General features: G+C 64.5%; 21 protein-coding genes. 14 read left to right on the forward strand and 7 right to left on the reverse strand.

Annotation, left to right across the window (positions count from 1 at the left end):
- Positions 1-142 precede the first annotated feature (142 nt).
- The 5 genes from MB84_RS04490 to MB84_RS04510 all read right to left on the reverse strand — a co-directional run bounded on the left by MB84_RS04490 (position 143) and on the right by MB84_RS04510 (position 4567).
- Entirely contained in the window at positions 143-628 is a 486-nt protein-coding gene (locus MB84_RS04490) for an InvB/SpaK family type III secretion system chaperone (protein ID WP_046290912.1), read from the reverse strand.
- 211 nt (positions 629-839) lie between these two features.
- Complete coding sequence (locus tag MB84_RS04495) at positions 840-1073, reverse strand: EscE/YscE/SsaE family type III secretion system needle protein co-chaperone (RefSeq protein WP_046290913.1); 234 nt, start codon at positions 1071-1073, stop codon at positions 840-842.
- Complete coding sequence (gene sctD / locus MB84_RS04500; RefSeq protein WP_046290914.1) at positions 1048-2331, reverse strand: type III secretion system inner membrane ring subunit SctD; 1284 nt, start codon at positions 2329-2331, stop codon at positions 1048-1050. Before sctD ends, MB84_RS04495 begins: the two co-directional genes overlap by 26 nt.
- A gap of 47 nt (positions 2332-2378) precedes the next feature.
- Positions 2379-4028, reverse strand: coding sequence for an EscC/YscC/HrcC family type III secretion system outer membrane ring protein (locus tag MB84_RS04505; protein WP_211279343.1), 1650 nt, complete (start codon positions 4026-4028; stop codon positions 2379-2381).
- Complete coding sequence (locus MB84_RS04510; protein ID WP_046290915.1) at positions 4007-4567, reverse strand: hypothetical protein; 561 nt, start codon at positions 4565-4567, stop codon at positions 4007-4009. The genes MB84_RS04505 and MB84_RS04510 overlap by 22 nt, the downstream gene beginning before the upstream one ends.
- Positions 4568-4804: 237 nt before the next feature.
- Here MB84_RS04510 and MB84_RS04515 point away from each other — a divergent pair, with 237 nt between their 5' ends.
- From MB84_RS04515 to MB84_RS31570, 12 genes are all read left to right on the forward strand, one after another.
- Positions 4805-5464, forward strand: a complete 660-nt coding sequence (locus MB84_RS04515; protein ID WP_046290916.1) for a LuxR C-terminal-related transcriptional regulator — start codon at positions 4805-4807, stop codon at positions 5462-5464.
- Between the two features lie 268 nt (positions 5465-5732).
- The gene (locus tag MB84_RS04520) at positions 5733-6122 is read left to right on the forward strand and encodes a hypothetical protein (RefSeq protein WP_157122632.1); all 390 of its coding nucleotides are present in this window, start codon (positions 5733-5735) and stop codon (positions 6120-6122) included.
- Positions 6119-8197 carry a type III secretion system export apparatus subunit SctV gene (gene sctV / locus MB84_RS04525; RefSeq protein WP_046290918.1) on the forward strand — a complete coding sequence of 693 codons (2079 nt, stop codon included), beginning with the start codon at positions 6119-6121 and terminating at the stop codon, positions 8195-8197. The genes MB84_RS04520 and sctV overlap by 4 nt, the downstream gene beginning before the upstream one ends.
- Position 8198: 1 nt before the next feature.
- Positions 8199-9554, forward strand: coding sequence for a FliI/YscN family ATPase (locus tag MB84_RS04530; RefSeq protein WP_046290919.1), 1356 nt, complete (start codon positions 8199-8201; stop codon positions 9552-9554).
- Positions 9530-9940: a hypothetical protein gene (locus tag MB84_RS04535; RefSeq protein ID WP_157122633.1), complete on the forward strand. Its 411-nt coding sequence runs from the start codon at positions 9530-9532 to the stop codon at positions 9938-9940. Before MB84_RS04530 ends, MB84_RS04535 begins: the two co-directional genes overlap by 25 nt.
- A 65-nt stretch (positions 9941-10005) precedes the next feature.
- Complete coding sequence (locus tag MB84_RS04540) at positions 10006-10470, forward strand: hypothetical protein (RefSeq protein ID WP_046290921.1); 465 nt, start codon at positions 10006-10008, stop codon at positions 10468-10470.
- Entirely contained in the window at positions 10460-11542 is a 1083-nt protein-coding gene (locus tag MB84_RS04545) for a hypothetical protein (protein ID WP_052652946.1), read from the forward strand. The genes MB84_RS04540 and MB84_RS04545 overlap by 11 nt, the downstream gene beginning before the upstream one ends.
- Positions 11543-11768: 226 nt before the next feature.
- Positions 11769-12419, forward strand: a complete 651-nt coding sequence (gene sctR / locus MB84_RS04550; RefSeq protein ID WP_046290923.1) for a type III secretion system export apparatus subunit SctR — start codon at positions 11769-11771, stop codon at positions 12417-12419.
- A gap of 19 nt (positions 12420-12438) precedes the next feature.
- On the forward strand, positions 12439-12705 hold the full coding sequence (sctS, locus tag MB84_RS04555; protein WP_046290924.1) for a type III secretion system export apparatus subunit SctS: 267 nt from the start codon (positions 12439-12441) through the stop codon (positions 12703-12705).
- A gap of 14 nt (positions 12706-12719) precedes the next feature.
- Positions 12720-13556 (forward strand): type III secretion system export apparatus subunit SctT, encoded by an 837-nt coding sequence (gene sctT, locus MB84_RS04560; protein ID WP_084009996.1) that lies wholly within the window; start codon positions 12720-12722, stop codon positions 13554-13556.
- 7 nt (positions 13557-13563) lie between these two features.
- Positions 13564-14679, forward strand: coding sequence for an EscU/YscU/HrcU family type III secretion system export apparatus switch protein (locus MB84_RS04565; protein WP_046290925.1), 1116 nt, complete (start codon positions 13564-13566; stop codon positions 14677-14679).
- The gene (locus MB84_RS31570; RefSeq protein WP_342672637.1) at positions 14676-16001 is read left to right on the forward strand and encodes a lytic transglycosylase domain-containing protein; all 1326 of its coding nucleotides are present in this window, start codon (positions 14676-14678) and stop codon (positions 15999-16001) included. The genes MB84_RS04565 and MB84_RS31570 overlap by 4 nt, the downstream gene beginning before the upstream one ends.
- 140 nt (positions 16002-16141) lie before the next feature.
- On the opposite strand, the gene MB84_RS04575 is transcribed toward MB84_RS31570, so the two are convergent.
- Positions 16142-16768, reverse strand: coding sequence for a glutathione S-transferase family protein (locus MB84_RS04575; RefSeq protein ID WP_046290926.1), 627 nt, complete (start codon positions 16766-16768; stop codon positions 16142-16144).
- 140 nt (positions 16769-16908) lie between these two features.
- Here MB84_RS04575 and purB point away from each other — a divergent pair, with 140 nt between their 5' ends.
- Entirely contained in the window at positions 16909-18282 is a 1374-nt protein-coding gene (purB, locus tag MB84_RS04580) for an adenylosuccinate lyase (protein WP_046290927.1), read from the forward strand.
- Between the two features lie 241 nt (positions 18283-18523).
- The gene (locus MB84_RS04585) at positions 18524-18976 is read left to right on the forward strand and encodes a c-type cytochrome (protein ID WP_046290928.1); all 453 of its coding nucleotides are present in this window, start codon (positions 18524-18526) and stop codon (positions 18974-18976) included.
- A gap of 110 nt (positions 18977-19086) precedes the next feature.
- Here the strand turns inward: MB84_RS04585 and MB84_RS04590 are convergent, their stop codons facing one another.
- A complete protein-coding gene (locus tag MB84_RS04590; RefSeq protein WP_046290929.1) occupies positions 19087-19782 on the reverse strand; it encodes a cytochrome b/b6 domain-containing protein in 696 nt (231 codons plus the stop codon).
- Between the last annotated feature and the right edge of the window lie 41 nt (positions 19783-19823).

The following is a 19823-nucleotide window of genomic DNA, read 5'->3' on the forward strand; positions in this document are numbered from 1 at the left end:
AACCCTGGCTGCAGGGAAGCGGTGTGATCCGTCGTGATCCGGCACGAGCAATGCGGGGGGGCATGACGGCGGCGCATGAGGCATGCGCCGAAGCGGGATAGACGGTCAAGCGCGGCGACGACGGATGTATCAATGCCGTCCGTCAGGCGCGCAGATGCTCGCGGCAGAGCTTGATGCGGTCATAGAAATCGGTGAGCGCCTGGGCGAACGGCTCCGCTTCTGCGGCGGCTTCGTCTTTGACTTGCGCGTGAAGAATCAACCGGTTGTCGCGTTCGCGCAACTGAACATGCCCGGTGACGGCCCACTCGGCGGGCTCGATCAAAAACTGAAGCAACCGCTCGCTGTTGGCTCGATGTAGCCGGGCGGCTTCGTCCGTTGCCACGACGGCATGAATGCTGCACACCTGATTGTCCAGCGTTTCCACGATGATGCTCGGCGAAGCGTTGAACGTCAGCTCGATGGGCGAATGATTGTCGACGGCGTCGATCTTGCTGGGGTCGTAGCCGATCAGCTTCAGGGCTTCGACGAGAGTTTGCGCTAAATCGTAACTGGGCATGATGGGCGAGGTAGTGAGCGTGGAGGGTGGGATGGCATCGGTGACGCGCCCCGTGTCAACGTCACACATCATTCGCAGGATCGGAAATGCGTGCCACGCGACCGGGGGGCGATGGCGAAGGTTCCCACGTTAGGTCGACGAAAACTTTGGTGGCGCGAACCGCGTTGTCGCTTATGAGCACGTCGCTGCCGCGATACCGCGATATCGTCCATCTCGACCTGCGTCATCGCGTAGGCTGCGCGTGTTGGCTGCGGCGATCACCGTGGCCGTCATCGGCGGTGACCTATTTTCCATACGATGTGCTGTAGCGACGTGAGATGCTTTCGAGAATCGCCTCGGCCGCCTGAACCGCTTGCATCAGTGATTGCGCCTGTGCGTGTTGTGCAGGGGAAAGTGGCGTGCGAAGCGATCCTTCGAGCGTTGCCCGCGCAGCAACGAGTGTCGCCCCGACATTGCGCGACACCGGGCCGGGGGAATCCGCAAGCGCATCTTCAAGGCGTGTCAGACGGATCGTCATGTTGGGTCTCCGGGGTCGTGGGTGTCAGGGGAAGGTAAAAGAGACGGTCGTAGGCGCTGATCGACACGCCGTCGGCATGAATGGCAACGATGCGCGTGCCGCCAGGCAGGCGAACGCCCTGTGCAAGGCGAGTGCCGTCGGCAAGCGTAAGCTGCGGTGCACGCGGAGACCCGCCGATGCTCACCAGCGGCGCGGAGAAGCCCGTCTCGGCCAGCGTGGGAATGGGCGGTGGCAGGGGATCGATGCGTAGCGGCATCGCGTCGGCCGAACGATTCCACGTGTTAGTGAGGCGCTTGAGCGACGCTTGCCGTCCGACAGTCAGCGCACCGGTGATCCGCCACCCGTTGCGGTCGCGAGAGATGTCGACACCGCGCAATTGACCTGCTTCGCGCAGTGTTTTTACCAACTGATCGAAACTATGGGCGGTGCCGTTCGCTACGCGCCATCCGTGGGGCAATGCGAGTGTGTCCAGCGCATCGGACGCAGCGCGCCATCGGGCATCGGCAACGAGTGGGCCACCGATGACCAGCGCACCGTCCGCGGCCACGTTGACATGCGCAGTGCCGAAACCATGCAGCCGCAGCAGCGTGCTCACCATCTGTACGGCATTCGCGGGGCACCAGGTGTCGTCGCTCAGCGCTTTGCCGAGCCAGCGCGCTTCGGCGCGTAGGCGGGCGCGCGTGTCGTCGTCGAGACAACCGCCTGACAGTCGCACGGCGTCGCCCGCAGTAATGAGCGAGACGTTGGGCGCGATGCGGGTGGCCAGTGCCCGGAGCGCATCGGGTTGCGGAGGACGAGAGATGACGTTGGCGGTGCCTGTGCGCCACATGGCGACACCTGCACCGGCAATCAGCATCGACAAGCCCGAGATTGCCAGCCAGGCGGCAGGCGAGCGACGTTGTCTGCGCGAGCCCACTGACGCGGTCGCGTCCGGAACGTCCGCAGTATTCGCCGTCACAGACGGTGGGAGACGGCGCACGGGACGCTTCGGTAGTGGCGTGGGCAACGGTTGGGTGTCGTCGCTGAGCCACACGCCGAGGCCCGCAAGATCGATCACGGTGTGCAGGGGAAGTGGGCGGTCGTCGGGCGCGTCGCCGGTCGCCGTGACCGGCATGCCATCCACCCACACGGGGGTGTGCGAGATCAATCGTACTCGGTCCTCTTCGACGTGCAGGGTGACGTTCGCCTCGTCGTCGAGCGTCATCGCAATGTCGGCCTCGCCGCTGCCGATGGTGAGCGGTCCGGCCGGAAGTGGCATGGGACGCCCGGCGAGGGGGCCGTCTAGGAGCGTTAGCCTTGGCATCGTCAGGCGCTCGGCGAAACGGCCGCAGGCTCGGCCTTGATGAGAAACAAACGCATGACGCTGTCATTGCGATTGCTCGTGGAACTGAACAGACGCCCGATGAGCGGCAGGTCGCCGAGCAACGGGATCTTGCGTTCGTGTTCGTGTTGCGCGTCTTGCACGAATCCGCCGAGTAGTAATGACTGCCCGGCCTGAAGCGTTGCGTGAGTGGAAATCGACGAGTTGCGTATGGTTGGCACCTCATTCCGCAAATTACGGTCGCTGCGAACTTCACCGCCGTCTTCGATGTTCAGGGTGAGCATCACTTGCTCACCGCTGATGCCCTCATGTCCGGAACTCCCGTCGACCGCGCTGCCCGTCGGATCGCCCGGCACGAGGCGGGGCGTGACGCGCAGAAGCGAGCCCGACGTCACACTCTCCAGCTTCGCCACCTTTTCGCCGGAGACCTTCGTGTAGAAGGTCACGCTGCGATCCAGCACCGCCTGCATGTTGTCCAGGGTGACGATCGACGGACGCGATAGCACGCGCGCTTTGGAGTTTCGCTCGAGGGCACTCAGATTGAGCATGAACTTGTTCGTGTCGCCGACCAGCGTGGTGAAGGTTCCCGCGTCGCCGTCGCTGGAAGGCCCATTGAACGAGACGGCGCCGAAGCCGCCGAGCCGTGCGCTCCCGGAGATGTCGACGCCAAGCTCGGCAATATCGCTGGCATTCACATCGATGATGGCGACCGAGATGTCGATCAGCCGAGGGCGCACGTCGAGTTGCGCGATGAGATCGCCGTAGATGGGAATGTTGCGACGGCGCTCTCGCACGATGACGGCATTGCGACGCGGGTCGGCGGAAAAACGCGGTGTTCCGGTCTGCGTTGCGGCGGCGAAGCCGACGTCGGTCGACGTGAGGGAACGTGGGACCGCACCGGTCGTGTTCGTAGGTGAGGGTGTGGCGACCAGTGGCCCTGTCCCCTGAATCAGATCCTTCAGTACGCTGACTACGCCCGGAACGACTACTTCCTGCCCGCGATAAAAGTACCTTGTGTCGTCCGCCGTCGCGAATTTCAGGGGAAATATCTTGATGGTCTCCTCGCTCTCCTGTTGATCGCGCGCGTCTCGTTCGACGTAATCGGCCAGCATGGAAACCGTCTCGACGCATGCCGGAACGCCCGCGATTTCGAGTGCGTGTGTCGCCGGAATCGCCCGTGCCACGCAGTGTCGCGGGTGGAGTACACCGGCGTCGCGCAGATGCGCGAGGAGGTCGCGAGGCGACGCGTAACGCAGCGGCAACACGCGGCGCGTGGCCTCGCTGGCCTTATAGATGTTGAGCGTCTGGCCGTTGAAGTACCACGAAAGCCGATAACGTTCAGCCAGTGTGTCGAGTGTCGTCTGTGCGGCACCTGCCGGGAGCGTGCCGATGAAGCGGTCGTCGACCTGTGCGCTGACGACCGTCGGTATGCCGTGATGCGCACCGAAGTCGCGTAGCAACTCCGCAAGTGGCGTTCCGGCGCTTTGAAAAGCGAAAGGCCCACCGCGCCAGACGGGCGAGGTCCCATCGCTCGTCGTGTCGCCCTTCGTGCCAGATGCGCTCAATAGCGCAGCGCTCGCCGGGGCCATCGTCGGCCCGGCGACCAGCAACGTCAGGCTAAAGAGAAGTCGCAACGCGCGACACACGAGACGGCAACGCATGAACACCCGTGGCGCACGACTTGCAACCGCCGTGCGCCGTCATCGGTCTTGCTGGCCAGATGTGTGCCGTGCGTCGCGCACGGGGCTGTAGGTGCGGCAGGCGTGTTCTGCATGGGTGCGTATTGAGACGAGAGCATTTCGCCTGCGAGCAGTTGGCGACGGAGCTGCGCTTCGACTTGCGCCGGCGCGGCGTGCGCGTCGAATCGGTGTACCCACCAGACGACGTCGTTCGCGACACACAGACTGTCGTCGCGTAACGCCGACTGTCCGGCCAGCACGAGCGAACTGCGCGCAAGCCAGCGCGAGCGTGCCGGGTCGTCGAGGTCGTCCGGGCGTCCGGGTGCGTGTAACGAATGACGTGCCGGGGGATCGACTGCGGTTGCCACACAGTAGCCGCCGGCTGCCGGGCAGGTCCAGCCCGGGTGGCCGTCGATATCGAGCACGATGCGTGCGCCTTGAACGTTGCACGGAACAATCCAGTCGAGCGCGCAGAGCGCAAATGGCAAACGCATAGATGTCTGTTGGGGTGGGTGCCCGGCACTGCGAACAGGGACCGTCATTATCGAGCGCGGTGTCACGTACGCCATCCGGCGCAGACCTGAAGTCACAACTGCATCTGGAGATTTGCGGCGTTTTCCTATGGGGGCGATCAGGTGAAGGCACAAGATTCGTGCCTGCTGGCCCGAAGTCGAAAGAGACTGAACAAAAATCCGCATGAATGCTAATGACTCACTGTCGAGGAGCTGCGAATGACGGGTAGTACCGGTGTCATCGTTGTGGAAGACCACGAATTGCTGGCCGACGGGCTTTGCCGCCTGATCGAGGACGAACTCGGATGGTGCGTGCTGGCGAGGGTCGTCAATGGGCTGGACGTCTACCGCGCCTGCGTGGTGCACCGTCCCGCTTTGATCGTGCTTGATCTGGGGCTGCCCGGTATGGACGGTGTCGACGTCATTCGTCAATGCGTTCAGCGCTGGCCGGAGTTGCGGATCGTCGTGCATTCGGCGAGCGACGACGGCGAACGCGCGCGGCAATCGCTGGAAGCCGGTGCGGGCGCATTTGTGCTCAAGAGTAGTTCACGGACGACGTTGATCAACGCAGTGAACGTTGTCATGCGTGGCGATCGCTTCATCGATCCGGCGGTGTTCGGCATCGTTCACGACCCGACGGGCCAGCCGCTGCCGTCGAAGCCCGGCGCAGCAGGTTTACCCGAACGGCTGCTGACGCTGCGCGAACGGCAGGTGCTCAAACTCGCAGCGGAAGGGCAACGCAATCGCGACATCGCCCAACTGCTGTCGATCAGCGTGAAGACGGTGGAGACGCACCGTCTGAACATGATGCGCAAGCTCAATGCGCACAACGCTGCCGATATCGTGAGGTGGGCACATCGATTGCGGATGCTGCTTTGAACCGCGACGTCGGCATGACGCGTCGACACGAGCGGCAGGAGCGGCAGAAACGATGTGCGCGAAGTACGTAACGCGAGTTCGCTGCGGGCTGCGTAGCACGGAGAAATTCAGGTCCGCGCCGGATAGCCGCCGCTGCCGTGATTGCGCGACCATCGTCGCTGCCCATTTTCGAATGCTCTCCGTGTGTTGCGTATTGCGTGCCCCCTACCGCAAACGTTTTCCTTCACGCGCACGCTTCCCGATGCTTCCGATGCCCTCGATGCTCCAGATGGATACCCAGACTCAGCGCAAGCTCGAACACCTCTTCGAACTACTGGCGTTGCCACCGCAACGCATTGAACCGCGCATGCGCGTGGCGCTCGCGCCGTGCGTGCTGATGACGGAGGTCGAAGCGCAGGGGGTAACGCTAGTCCTCACGTTACTCCATCGTGTCGTGGGCGCGGAGCGTTGGCTGCCGAGACTCCTGCAAACGTGCGCGCCTGAGTGGAGTCTCGGCATTCCGGTGCGCGCCTGCGTTGCGCAAGGCCGCCCCATGCTCATTGCGACGCCGCCGTCCAGCGCCAACTTGCAGGCCGTCGACTGGTTTGCCTGTCTTGCGCGCATGCGTCGGCTGCTGGAGCGGATCGACGCCGGACAGCAACGGGAGAGCCGTTCATGACGCGTATTCTGAACTGGTTGCGGGCGGCGGCGGGACGTCAGGACATCGTCCTGGCGGCGTTGCTGCTCGTGACCGTGCTGATGATCATCATCCCGATGCCGCCGTCGGTAATGGATCTGCTCATCGCACTCAATCTGGGCGTTTCGTTGTTGCTGCTGATGGTGGCGCTGTACATCAACGAGCCTCTGGACTTCTCTGCGTTTCCTTCGGTGCTATTGATGACGACGCTGTTCCGGCTCGGACTGACCATCAGTACCAGCCGGCTGATTCTGCTTCACGCCGACGCGGGCGACATCGTCTATACGTTCGGCGATTTTGCGGCCGGCGGAAACATCGTCGTCGGCATGATCGTGTTTCTCATCATCACCATCGTCAACTTCATCGTCATCACGAAGGGCTCGGAGCGGGTGGCCGAGGTCGGCGCGCGTTTTTCGCTCGACGGCATGCCCGGCAAGCAGATGAGCATTGACGGGGACCTTCGTGCAGGTACGATCGACGCGGCCGAAGCCAAGCGACTTCGCCGGATCGTGCAGAAGGAAAGTCAGTTTTACGGGGCGATGGATGGTGCGATGAAGTTCGTGAAGGGCGACGCCATTGCCGGACTGGTCATCATCGTGGTCAACCTGCTGGGCGGCATCGGGGTGGGCGTGTTCATGCGGGGGATGAGTGCGGGCGACGCGGCAGCGATCTACGCCATTCTCTCCATCGGCGATGGGCTCGTGTCGCAAATTCCCGCGCTGCTGATCTCGGTCACGGCGGGCATTATCGTGACGCGCGTCCCCGGTGAGCAACGACGCAATCTCGCGCGCGAACTCACCGACCAGCTCGCAGCACAACCGCGCTCGCTGACGCTGGCTGCCGTCGTCCTGGTGCTGTTCGGCCTGATTCCCGGCTTTCCCATGCACTACTTCCTGCTGCTCGCAGCGTTGGCGGGCGGTGCGGCGTGGTGGATAAAGCGGGGAGCGAAGGACGGGGCGCTCGCCAATGAGGCCGGTGCGGCGGCCGGTGCAGACGGTGCGGCAGCGAAACCCGGACGCCCCGGCGCGCAGCCCTTGCTGGCGCGCGTCGGCGTGACGTTGGCCGAGTCGTGTGGGGGAATCGCGGCTGTGTCCGGACGCATCGATGCCCTACGGGATCAGAAGTTCGAGCAATTCGGCGTGCCGATGCCGGAAGTGCAGGTGACGAGCGATGCCACGTTGCCGGGCGACGGACTCGACATTCAGCTTTATCACGAGAGCGTCATGACGATCGACGTGGTGCCGGACGCCGCGCTGGCGCACTACGACGCCACGCATCCTATCCCCGTGTTGCGCGCACTCGAAGGCGGTGCGCCGCGTGAGACGCCGCTACCGTTCGGCGGACAGACGCTCTTCTGGCTTGACGATGCGCAGCGCGCGGCGTGGCTCGCGAGCGGTGGCGCCGTGGTCGATGGCGCGGATCGCGTGGCCCATTGCGTCTCGCTGGTCATCGACGCGCATGCTGCCGATTTCCTTGGCGTGCAGGAGGCGCGCTTCCTGATGGACGCGATGGAGGATCGCTACGGCGAACTCGTCAAGGAGTTGCAGCGGCAACTACCGATCAGCCGGACGGCGGAGGTACTGCAACGGTTGGTGGCCGAAGGGGTGTCCATCCGAGACTTGCGGCGTGTGTTCGAAGCGCTGATCGAGTGGGCCCCCAAGGAGCGAGACCAGATCATGTTGACGGAGTACGTGCGGCTGAGTCTGCGTCGTCACATCACCCGGCGCTTTCGTCGGGGCACCGAACACATCACCGGTTGGAACGTCGGTCGGGGTATCGAAGACGTCGTGCGCGCCGCGGTGCGGCAAACGGCCTCCGGTTCGTACGCCGACCTGAATCCGGCTCAGACGGACGCGATTCTTGGCGCGATCGATGGGGCGGTGAATGCGCACGACGGCACCCCCGCAGTGCTGTTTACGGCAATGGATGTGCGACGCTTTGTGCGCAAGCTGATCGAGCGGGAGCGTGCCGACTTACCGGTGCTGTCGTTCCAGGAAGTGGCGGACGAGCCGCATGTTCGCGTGCTTGGGACGATCGATGTACGGGGAGCGTTCTGACATGCGCCACCCCGACGCGGCACGAATCGTCAATGGACTGCGTCGCACGCTGGACGCGCAGCGCAAGGCATGTGAGGGCCTGCGCAAGGGCGCGCCACGCGAGGTGCGCTACGGGCGCATCGACAAGATCACTCCGAACGCCATGCGGGCCCGGTTGCCCGGTGCCGCACTCGGAGAGCAGTGCCGGGTGATGTCGCCTGCGCTCGATGCGGAGGTCATAGCGGTCGAAGGGAGGCACGTCTGGCTCGCGCCTTATGCAGAGCCGACGGGCGTGGCCAATGGCGCGCTGGTGCAGGCGCTGGGATCGTCGTCGCGCGTGGCGGTGGGCGCGCATCTGATCGGTGAAGTGCTCGACGGCCTGGGCCGGTCGCTGGGCACTGAGTCCGGGGCGAACCGGGCCGATGTCGAGTGGCGGGCGCTGGACGCGGAACCGCCGTCGGCCCTGCGACGCGCGCTTGTCTCCACGCCTCTACCCATTGGCATTCGGGCCATCGACGGCATGTTGACGTGCGGCCGGGGCCAGCGTCTAGGCATTTTCGCGGCGGCGGGCGGCGGGAAGAGTACGTTGCTCGCGATGATGTGTCAGGGCGCAGCGGCGGATGTCATCGTGCTCGCGCTGATCGGCGAACGTGGTCGGGAGGTGCGGGAATTCATTGAGCAGGGGCTCACGCCGCAAGCCCGTGCACGCACGGTGTGCGTGGTGGCCACGTCCGACCGTCCCGCATTGGAACGGATGAAGGCGGCGTACACGGCGACGGCGATTGCCGAAGCGTTCCGGGACGAGGGAAAGGACGTGCTGCTGCTCATGGATTCGCTGACCCGGTTTGGCCGTGCCGTGCGCGATATCGGCATGGCGGCGGGTGAGCCGCTTGGGGCGACAAGCGGCCTGCCACCTAGTTTCTACGCGCGTTTGCCGCATCTGCTGGAGCGCGCCGGGACAGGCGAGCGCGGCAGCATCACAGCGTTCTATACCGTGCTGGTCGAGGGGGACAATCTGGACGAGCCGCTCGCCGACGAAGTTCGCTCGATTGTCGACGGTCACATCGTGCTGTCGCGGCGTCTGGCTCAGGAAAATCACTTTCCAGCCATCGACGTACCGAAGAGCCTGTCCCGCGTGATGACGCAGGTCGCCAGCGCGCAGCATGTGGAAAGTGCTGCGGGCGTGCGCCGCGCGATGGCGCTGGCGGCCGACGTCGAACTGCTGGTTCGCGTCGGCGAGTATCAGGCAGGCAACGACCCCGATACGGATGAGGCACTGGCGCTCGCGCCGGACATCCGTGCCTTCCTTTGTCAGGCCCAGCACGAGGTGGCCCCGTTCGACGACACCCTCGCATGGCTCGATCATCTCGCGAACTGAAAGAGCGCGATGGCATCGCCGCGTTGGCGATGCTGGCGCAACGTCGGGAAGCCAGCTTGCGTGCCGCATTGGTACGTCTCGCGTCGGTGGCAAGGGAGGCCGCCGATAACGTCGTCGCGTGTGAGCGCGCTTGCGACGATCAGCGTGATGCATGGCAAAGGGCGTTGTCGCGCGGCGGCGTGTACGGGCCGCGCGAGGCGGCAGGCGCCGCGCGTCTCGTGGAGGAGGAGCGCACTTCGCTGGTCAACGCCAAAGCACGGCACAGCAGCGCAATCGACATCGCGCAGCAAGCCGAGGCCAACGTGCGTGAGCAGCGCGAACGCCTTGAGAGCAATACCCGGAAGCAGGAGAAATTGCGTGAGTTGCTGAAGTTCTACCGGACTTGAGTTGATTTCCACCTCCTTCCACCCGCATTCGTTTCCATTCCAACCGTCATTTCGAGGACTTCACGATGAATACCATTCGCCGCAGTGGCCTCTCAGCCGATGCGTTCGGCAGTCTGTCGGAACGATCGCTGTCTCACCCGCGCGACACGGCAACGGTTTCACAAGGACGAAGCAACGGTCGGGCCGACCATGACGAACGGGACGAGCGGGCATTCGCATTGACGCGCGACCCTGCCGCTTGCGTGACCGGTCCTGCCGATGTCCTCCGCTGGTTGCGTGTCTGGCATACCCGTCAGGATGCCGCCTGGGACAGCGCAAGCGTGCTGCGCGTCGTCGTGCATGGCGGCGCGCTGGACACGCTGGTTGTCGAAGCGCGTCGCGGACGGCAGGGCATCACCGTAAGTCTGCTGTGCGCGCGGCTGGCGATGTATCGCCGACTGCTGGCGCATCGCGGGCAACTTTCGCGGACGCTGACGTCACGCTTCGCGCTGCCCGTCACGGTCGAAGTCGAGGCGCGTTATGTGCCGTGAGACAGGCGGGGTGTGGGATCATCCGTCGACGGGGGATGTCGGCGTTGCATTGGAGGGGGTACTGGCGGGCACGGGTTGCGTGCGCTTCGTCGAAGGCGAGACGGAGGTGCGCGTCGGATGGCTCCGCACAGGGGGCGACGGGCTCGTTGTGACTGCCCGGGTCGATGAGGGCGTCGTGGGTCAGACGCACTTCTGGTGCGACGCCGGGCAATGGGCGGAGTGGCTCGGCGACCGGCTTCCTGTCCCGTCGTGGGACGCTTTGCCGCCGGACTGGCAGGCGAGCGCCGCGTCGCTGACCCTCGCGACGGAGGTCGCAGCCATCGAGGGTGAGGAATACCCGGCGCGCGAGGTGATGGCGGGGAGCGTGCCGGACATGGATCGGTCCGCTGCTGCGATGCGTGGGGAATGCCCAGACACATCGGTCACGCCGACTTCCTGGCCGCAGGTGACGGTGATCACGCGTGAGTCCGTCGAGCCGACGTGGCGCATCGGCATCGTGTTACAGCGTGAGGCGCGTCGGCTGGCGCTAATGCATCTCGATGGTGCGACGTCGTGGCTCACGGATCGTTGCCAGCGCGCGGTGCCGTGCGACACGCCGCTTGACCCGGCCGGTCTGCCGACACGTCGATGCATCCTCGCGGCGGGCTGGGCCGAACTCCCGGCATCGCTCTGCGATCGTCTGCGTGAGGGCGGCGCGGTACTGCTCGACGTGGCGGCCGACGTTGCGTCCGGCGAGTACTGGCTGTTAGACGGTGCACGAAGCATTGCCATGCGTGACGGACATCCGTCCGGGCCGAATGTCGTGATGCCCGATCTCCCGCCACCCAGCGCCGTGGACGCAGGCGCTGCATCATGTACCCGTCTGGTCGCGGTCATTGCCGAAAAGGCGCTGCCAGTGCCGTGTCTGGCCGCGTGGCATCTCGGGCGCGCCGCGTCCCATGAGCGCGCACCGAAAAACGTCTTGAGCGCTTCACATATCGCGCTCTGGCGCGATGGCAGGCCATGGGCCAACGGACGTTTATTGCGCTTCGGCGACGGGCGTCTGGCGGTGCAAACCGATCCGGTGCCCTGATTTCGGGTCGTGACCCGATGGGCGTGCATTCCGCCACGCCCTACCATTTGCCGATCGACGACCTCCGCGTCGTGCCTCGTCAGCATGCGGCTGCATGGCGGCCTTTTCGCGGCCCTGTCGCGGTCATGTTGCTGCCACGTCGTTTCGTCGCGTCCCGCAGTCCCCTCCTTCGTTCGTACCGGTCGGCATGCTTGTCCGGCGCGCGAAGGCGTTCATTGGAGTTCGTATGTCCTTGCTCGACCACCCGGTGCAGCTCGTCGTTCTGCTATCGCTGCTCTCGATCATGCCGTTGCTGGTGGTGCTGGGGACTGCATTTCTGAAACTGGCGGTCGTCTTCGCGCTGCTACGCAACGCGTTGGGTACGCAGCAGATCCCGCCCAACATCGCAATCTACGGTCTGTCGCTTGTCCTCACGTGTTTCATCATGGCGCCGGTCGCCTTCGACATCGAAGCGAACCTGGGTTCCCGGCCGGTGTCGCTCTCGTCGAAAAATTTTGTGGCCGACGTCGACGCCAGCGTGCTCTCGCCGTACCGTGCGTTCCTCATCCGTCACACCGACGCCAGACAACGCGACTTCTTCGCCGGGTTGGGGAGTGAGACGTGGCCTGAAGCGCATCGCGACAGGCTGGGCGCGGACTCGCTGCTCGTGCTGATGCCCGCCTTCGCACTCAGTCAGTTGGCCGAAGCCTTCAAGATCGGTTTGCTGCTCTATCTGCCGTTCATCGTGATCGATCTGGTGATCTCGAACATCCTGCTCGCGATGGGGATGATGATGGTCTCGCCCATGACCATCGCGCTGCCGTTCAAGTTGCTCATCTTCGTGATGATGAACGGCTGGGAGCAACTGGTGCGGCAGTTGATGCTCTCGTACGCATGACGCCCCCGGGAGCCTGCTCATGAGCGAATCCATCGTCGTCAATCTCACCAGTGAAATGCTCTGGCTCACGTTGCTGATGTCACTGCCGACGGTCGTCGTTGCGTCCGCCGTCGGCGTGCTGGTGTCGCTGGTGCAGGCGCTCACGCAAGTGCAGGATCAGACCGTCCAGTTCCTCATCAAGCTCATTGCCGTGTCGGTCACACTGGCCGCGACTTACGCATGGATGGGCCACGTGTTGCTCAACTACGCGGGCAGCGCGTTCGAGCAAATCAGCAGGATGGGGTGAGCGCGATGGTCGATATGACGAAAATCGCCGCCCTGAGCGCGTCGTCCGATACGCTGATCGCGCCGCTGTGGGCCGACCTGTTCGGCTGGACGCTGGCGTGGGGCGTGGCGATGTTGCGCCCGTTGGGCGTGGCGATGTTGCTACCGGTGCTGTCGGTTGGCATGCTGGGCGCAGGCATGTTGCGCAACGCGCTCGTGCTTGCGCTCGCGTTGCCGGTCGTCGCGCTCGCGCATTCAACGCCCGATATGCCAACGCAATGGAGCGCGTGGGGCATGTTGATCGTGCGCGAGCTCTTCATCGGCGGTCTGGTGGGGTTCGTCGCGACACTGCCGTTCTGGGCCGTCGACATGACGGGGTACGTGATCGACACCATGCGCGGGGCGTCGATGGCCAGCGTGCTCAACCCGCTCATGAGCGCCCAATCGTCGATCTTCGGCATTGCGTTGACGCAGATGCTCTGTGTGCTCTTTTTCGTCACCCCTGCGGCACATGCGGTGCTGACTGCGCTGTACGACTCGTACGTTGCGGTGCCCATCGGGCAGCCATGGCGATGGGAGGACGCGTCCGTCGCCTGGTTGCTCTCGCTCTGGCAGGCGATGCAGGTCATGTGCGTGGCGGTGGCGTTGCCCGCAATGGTCGTGATGGTACTCGTCGATATGTCGATGGGCTTCGTGAACCGTGCGGCGCAGCAACTCAACGTGTTCTTCCTCGCCATGCCGGTCAAGAGCGCGATGGCGCTGCTCGTGACGGTCGCAAGCCTGCCGTTCGCCATTGCCGTGCCGCTCGCGCACTGGTACCGCCTGCCCGAGGTGTTCCGCACGTGGGCGGCCATGACGCTGCCCGCTTCGTGAGGCGCGTATGAGCGAGAAGAGCCTTCCCCCTACCCCCAAGAAGATTCAGGACGAGCGCAAGAAGGGGCGCGTCGCCAAGAGCGCCGATCTTGCCGTCTGCATGCAACTCGGTGCGACGCTCGCGTGGCTGATGTTCGAGGGGCCCGCCCTCTACGATGCGCTGCAAGCGCTGATTGCCCGCACGCTGGTCGTGCTGCGCGATCCGGTGGAGGAAGCCGTGCAGGGCATGCTCGGCCCGTCGTTGTTGATCTTCGTGCGCTTCGCTGGCGGCCTCGCCGTGCTGCTCATCGTCACGACATGGCTTGCGATGGTTCTTCAAGTGGGGGCGCTGGTGGCCCCGGAGGTGATTCGTCCGAAGTACGAGCGGATCGATCCCGTCGCCAAAGCCAAACAGCTGTTCTCGATGCAATCGCTTTTCGAGTTTGGCAAGTCGCTCGTCAAGGTTGTTGTGCTGGGGTTGGTGTTCTTCTATCTGATCCGTCAGTACACGCCGTCGCTGGCCGTCCTTGCGCAGTGCGGCCCGTCGTGCGGGCTGGCGCTCACCGTGCGGTTGATGTTCTGGTTGATGGCGGTGCTGGTGATCGCCTATGTCGTGTTCGGCGGGCTGGACTTCGCGTACCAGAAGTATCAGTTGCGCAAGCAGCTCATGATGTCTCACGACGAAATCAAACGTGAATCCAAGGAAGTGGAGGGCGACCGCGAACTCAAGAACAAGCGGCGCGAGATTCACCGGCAGACGATCGAGAGCGGCAGTCTGTCGGACAACGTCAAGCGTTCGACCGCCGTGGTGCGCAACCCGACGCGCTTGGCCGTTTGCCTGCGCTACGTGCCGGGCGAGACGGCTGTGCCGATGGTGATCGAAAAAGGTCGCCACGCGCGTGCGCGCACAATCGTGCGAATCGCGCAGCGTGAAGGCGTCCCGGTCGTCGAGCATGTCCCGGTGGCGCGACGGCTGATGGACGACGTCGAAATCGATGCCCCCATCCCGCCAGATCTTTTCGACGCGGTGGCCGCGATTCTGCGCCTCGCGCTGGATTTGCCTTATGAGGTGCAGACATCCTCGGCTGAGGCCGAAGCACCGGCAGGTCCGGCGATGCGGGCTCCCGATGGAGAAGGCGCATGAGCAGGCGGCCGACGAATCGGGGACGGCGGTGCTGGCGTCACGTGCTGCTGATGTGCGGGGCACTGGGGCTGAGCGGTGTGCCATCGTTGGCTGCCGATCGGGGATTGCTGCCACAGCATCCCAGGCTTACGGATGCGCAGATTGCGGTGCCGACGACGGAGCGTGTCGCCAATAGGACGGAGGCCGCAGCCGGAACCGGCACCGGGTCGAGCGAGGCGCGCGAGGCGCGCGAGGCGCGTGAGGCGCGTGAGGCGCGTGAGGCGTCGGATGTGTCCGATTCGACCACTGCGGTCGATCTGGCGAGCACGCGCGATGCCGCGAGACGCCTCGTCTCCCCGTATCGCGACACACCGGCCCCGACGTCACCGCCCATCGCATCGGCGAGACCGGCGACGTCGCCAGCGGGACGGGACTCGCAGGCTGACCCGAGCGTCGCGCCCGGTCTGGAGAAACGTCCTGCTCCGGCTGGTCCGGCCACATTGGCCCGCCGCGCACCCGCCATCCCCGACGGTGCGGTAACCGCGATGCCTGCCAGGCTTCCGTTCGATGCGCTCGTGCGTCGTGCGGCCCACGCGACCTCCGTCGATGCAGCCTTGTTGCACGCGATCATCGACACCGAGTCGGGATATGACCCGCAGGCGGTGTCGGAGCGCGGCGCCATCGGGCTGATGCAGATCCTGCCGCGCACCGGGCAGCGCTTCGGTGTCCGCCGTCTCGAAGACCCTGCGGAGAACCTACGCGCGGGTGCGTCGTATCTGCGCTGGCTGCTCTCGCGGTTCGATGGCGATGTCAGTCTGGCGCTCGCCGCCTACAACGCCGGGGAAGGCGCGGTATTGCGGTATGGCCGTCAGGTGCCGCCGTTCCCCGAGACGCAGAACTATGTGCGCAAGGTCATGGCCGGTTATTCGCGCCTGCGAGATGGCGGGGGGATGGACGCTGTCGTGCCGCCGTTGGCTTCGAGGGACGCTGCTTCGCCGTCAGCTACGCAGGCACTCGTCCAGACGGATGACATGGGTGGGAGCGATATGCGCGACGGGACCGCGAATGTCCGAAGCGTTGAGAAACCCGAGCGTGCGGAACGGCCCGGAGGGAGCGAGCGGGTCGGCAAGGCTGAGGTCACGGACGACACGAACGCCCGCGCGTGGCGTTTGCTACAGGGGCTCGGAGAACTGATCACTCGCAGCCCGTCGGCCGACGCCGCACGTCGTGCAGGCAAAGCCGATGCCCGGAGGCGGGATCAACCTGCGGTTGTCATGCCGTCGCACGTGCGGGAGCGCACCGCCGGGGCGGCGCTCCGGCCCGCCGGGCAAGGTGACGGGTGAGAGGTGACGAGTGAGACAGGGAGGAGACCCGCAGGCGCAGAACGACGGCGCAGAACGACGGCGCAGAACGGCAGCGCAATGGGACGCGGGACATTCGGGAGGGGGCGGGCGCTGCGAAGCGTCACCCAGCCCGTGTCACATCAAAGCGCTGGCGCGACGTCCGTCGGCACCGTGTCCGCGACCGATGGGCGGGCAGACATGCGTTCGAAATGGCGCGCAAGGTTCGGGTGAGCGGCGCGCCAATCGATTTCCCGATAGCGGAAGTCGAGATAGCCAAGCGCACAGACGACGGCCACGTCGGCCAGCGTCAGTCGGTTGCCCGCGCACCACTGCCGCTCGCCGAGCCCGCGCGCCATCGCCCGCAGGCTTTCATCGATCTTGCCGACCTGACGCGCAATGAAGACCTGCGAGCGCGAGGCTTCGTCGTGGAACATCTTTTCGACGCGAATCTGCACGGCAGCGTCGGTTACGCCGTCGGCGAGGGCTTCCCAGCAGCGCACTTCGGCGCGTTCGCGTCCCGACGGGGGGATGAGCTTGCCGACCGGGGACAGGGTGTCGAGGTACTCGCAGATCACCCGCGAATCGAACACGGCTTCGCCGTCTTCCATGACCAGGCACGGCACTTTGCCGATCGGGTTCGACTGCTGGATGCGGGTGTCGTCGGCCCAGACGTTCTCCAGCTCGAGCTTGTAATCGAGCTTTTTCTCAGCCAGCACGATGCGGACTTTACGAACGTAGGGACTGGCGAGGGCACCGATCAACTTCATGTGAATCCTTGATAAATCGCTGTAGCGCGGAGCAGAGTATAACGTGTGGGATGGCCTGCGCCGGGGAATGGTAAAATACTGGCCTTTCCGAGTTGGCACATCGCCGGCTCCCCCGATTTTCTTTTTCGGTGCCCAGTGCCATGTCCGACGAATTCTCCCCATTGACCGCGCTCTCCCCGCTCGACGGCCGTTACGCCAGCAAGACCGACGCCCTGCGTCCCTGGCTGTCCGAGGCGGCATTCATGCGCAACCGCGTGAAGGTCGAAATCCACTGGCTGATCGCTCTGTCCAAGGCGGGTTTCGCCGAGATCGCCCCGTTCTCGGGCGCAGCGGAGACGTTCCTGCTGAATCTGGCGGCTAACTTCTCGAACGCCGATGCCCAGCGCATCAAGGACATCGAGAAGGTCACGAACCACGACGTGAAGGCTGTGGAGTACTGGCTCAAGGAAAAGGTGCAGGGGCAGGCCGAACTGGAGAAGGCGAGCGAGTTCATCCACTTCGCCTGCACGTCGGAAGACATCAACAACACCTCGCACGGCATGATGCTCAAGGGCGCGCGCGACGAGGTGATCGTCCCGGCCCTCGAATCGCTCGTGACCCGGCTCGGCGAACTGGCGCGTGAACACGCGGCCCAGCCGATGCTCTCGCGCACGCACGGTCAACCGGCCTCGCCGACCACGCTCGGCAAGGAAATCGCCAATGTCGCAGTGCGTCTGGCGCGTGCGCTGGAGCGCGTGCGTCGCGTCGAACTGCTCGCGAAGATGAACGGTGCCGTGGGCAACTACAACGCGCACCTGTCGGCCTACCCGGAATACGACTGGGAGACGTTCTCGAAGACGGTCATCGAACAGCGTCTGGGCCTCACGTTCAACCCATACACGATCCAGATCGAACCGCACGACTATATGGCCGAGCTGTTCGACGCCGTGGCCCGTGCCAATACGATCCTGCTCGACCTGAATCGCGACATCTGGGGCTACATCTCGGTCGGCTACTTCAAGCAAAAGACGAAGGCTGGCGAAATCGGCTCGTCGACCATGCCGCACAAGGTCAATCCCATCGACTTCGAAAACTCCGAAGGCAACCTCGGTCTGGCCAACGCCGTGCTGCGCCACCTGGCCGACAAGCTGCCGGTCTCGCGCTGGCAGCGTGACCTGACGGACTCGACCGTGCTGCGCAACATCGGCGTGGCTTTCGGTTACAGCCTGCTGGCGTACGACTCGTGCCTGCGCGGTCTGGGCAAGCTCGAAGTGAATCCGCAGCGTCTGGACGAAGATCTCGACAACACGTGGGAAGTGCTGGCCGAGCCGGTGCAGACCGTGATGCGTCGCTTCGGTGTGCCGAACCCGTACGAGCAACTGAAGGAGCTCACGCGCGGCAAGGGCATCACCCGCGAAGCGCTGCAAACGTTCATCAAGCAACTGGCCATTCCGGAAGATGCCAAGGCGCGTCTGCTGGAAATGACGCCGGCGAACTACGTCGGGATCGCCGAGTCGCTCGCCAAGCGTGTTTGACGTGTCGAATGGCGTCTGTGCCGCTCAGGCATAGCCTCTCTTCGCAGCAGCGGTAGTAACGAAACGGGTCGCTTGTGCGGCCCGTTTTGCGTGGTTCGTCGGCTTTCGTCGGTTTTTGTGGACCTTATGGCTGGCTTCGAGCGGGTATCCGGCCGCCTTCTGTGCATATGACAACTGTGTCATACGTGTGCGCAAGTTGGTGTGTATCATAGCCGCACAAACCATAAGGAGAACCCCACAGATGAAGTTCACTCTCGCAGTGGCTGCGCTCGCCGCCGCCGTCCTCACGCCGACCCTCGCTCAAGCCCAGTTCGCCAAAGCCGACGACGCCGTCGAGTACCGTCAGTCTGCGCTGTTCCTGATGGGCAACCACTTCGGCCGCATCGGCGCGGTGGTCAAGGGCGACGCGCCGTTCAACAAGGACGACGTGGCGAAGAACGCCGAACTCGTCGCCACGCTCTCGAAGCTGCCGTGGCCCGCTTTTGACGGCGGCCAGACGAACGGCAAGAGCAAAGCCAAGCCGGAAGTCTTTTCGGACAAGGCGAAGTTCCAGCAAGCGGCCGAGAAGATGGAAACCGCTGTGGCCAAGCTCAACACGGTGGCCAAGGGCGGCGACCTCGCGTCGATCAAGACCGCTTTCGGCGAGGCTGCGCAGACCTGCAAGAGCTGCCACGACAACTTCCGCGCGAAGTAAGCTGCCTGACGCATCTGGCGTGCCCGGCACGTCAAAAAAAGCCGGTCGTTTCAACGCGACCGGCTTTTTCATTGGGGCGACGCCGACTTGAGTCGGTCACCGGCGCGTCGTCAATATGACGGCAACGCCGCCACCGCCGGTGTGAGATGCACGATGCGGTACACGAGCGCCGACGCCAGCACGATCAACACCAGCGCGCCCACGCGCACACGCCAGTCGTCACGTGCCGGACGCACCGGGCCGGGCAGCGTCTTGTCGCCGAGAATCATCGGCCGGACCAGATCCTTCTTGCGCGCGATGCGGTAAACCGCAATGGCAAGCACATGCAACGCCACCAGCGCGACAAGCACCCACTGATTGCGCAGATGCCAGCCGGTGAGCATGTCGCTCGTATCCTTGTCGATGAACTTGACGAGCGGCCCGTCGTTGAAGATGTCGTCGTTCGAGAACAGCCCCAGCGCGACCTGAATGCCGAAAAACAGCAGCATGGCGACGACCGACAGGCCGCCCAGCGGCGTGTGTCCGGCGAAGCGCGCCTGCATGTCCGATGCGTCCGACGTGCTGCGCAGCGAACGGAGGAACGTGCGCGGCCCGGTCATGAACGCCGAGAAACGTGCGTATCGCGGACCGGCGACGCCCCAGATCACACGGAAGATCAGCAACGCGAGCACGGCATAGCCGCACCAAAAGTGATAGATCATCGCGTTGCCACCTGTCTTGGCGGTGACGTAGGCGGCGACGGCCAGCACCACGAACGACCAGTGGAACAGTCGCGTCGGCAAGTCCCAGATGCGGATCGGCTTCATCGGCGTGAAAATTCGTAAATTGCGAATTCCGCGAGATTACC

It is taken from the genome of Pandoraea oxalativorans (genome assembly GCF_000972785.3).
Classification (GTDB): domain Bacteria; phylum Pseudomonadota; class Gammaproteobacteria; order Burkholderiales; family Burkholderiaceae; genus Pandoraea; species Pandoraea oxalativorans.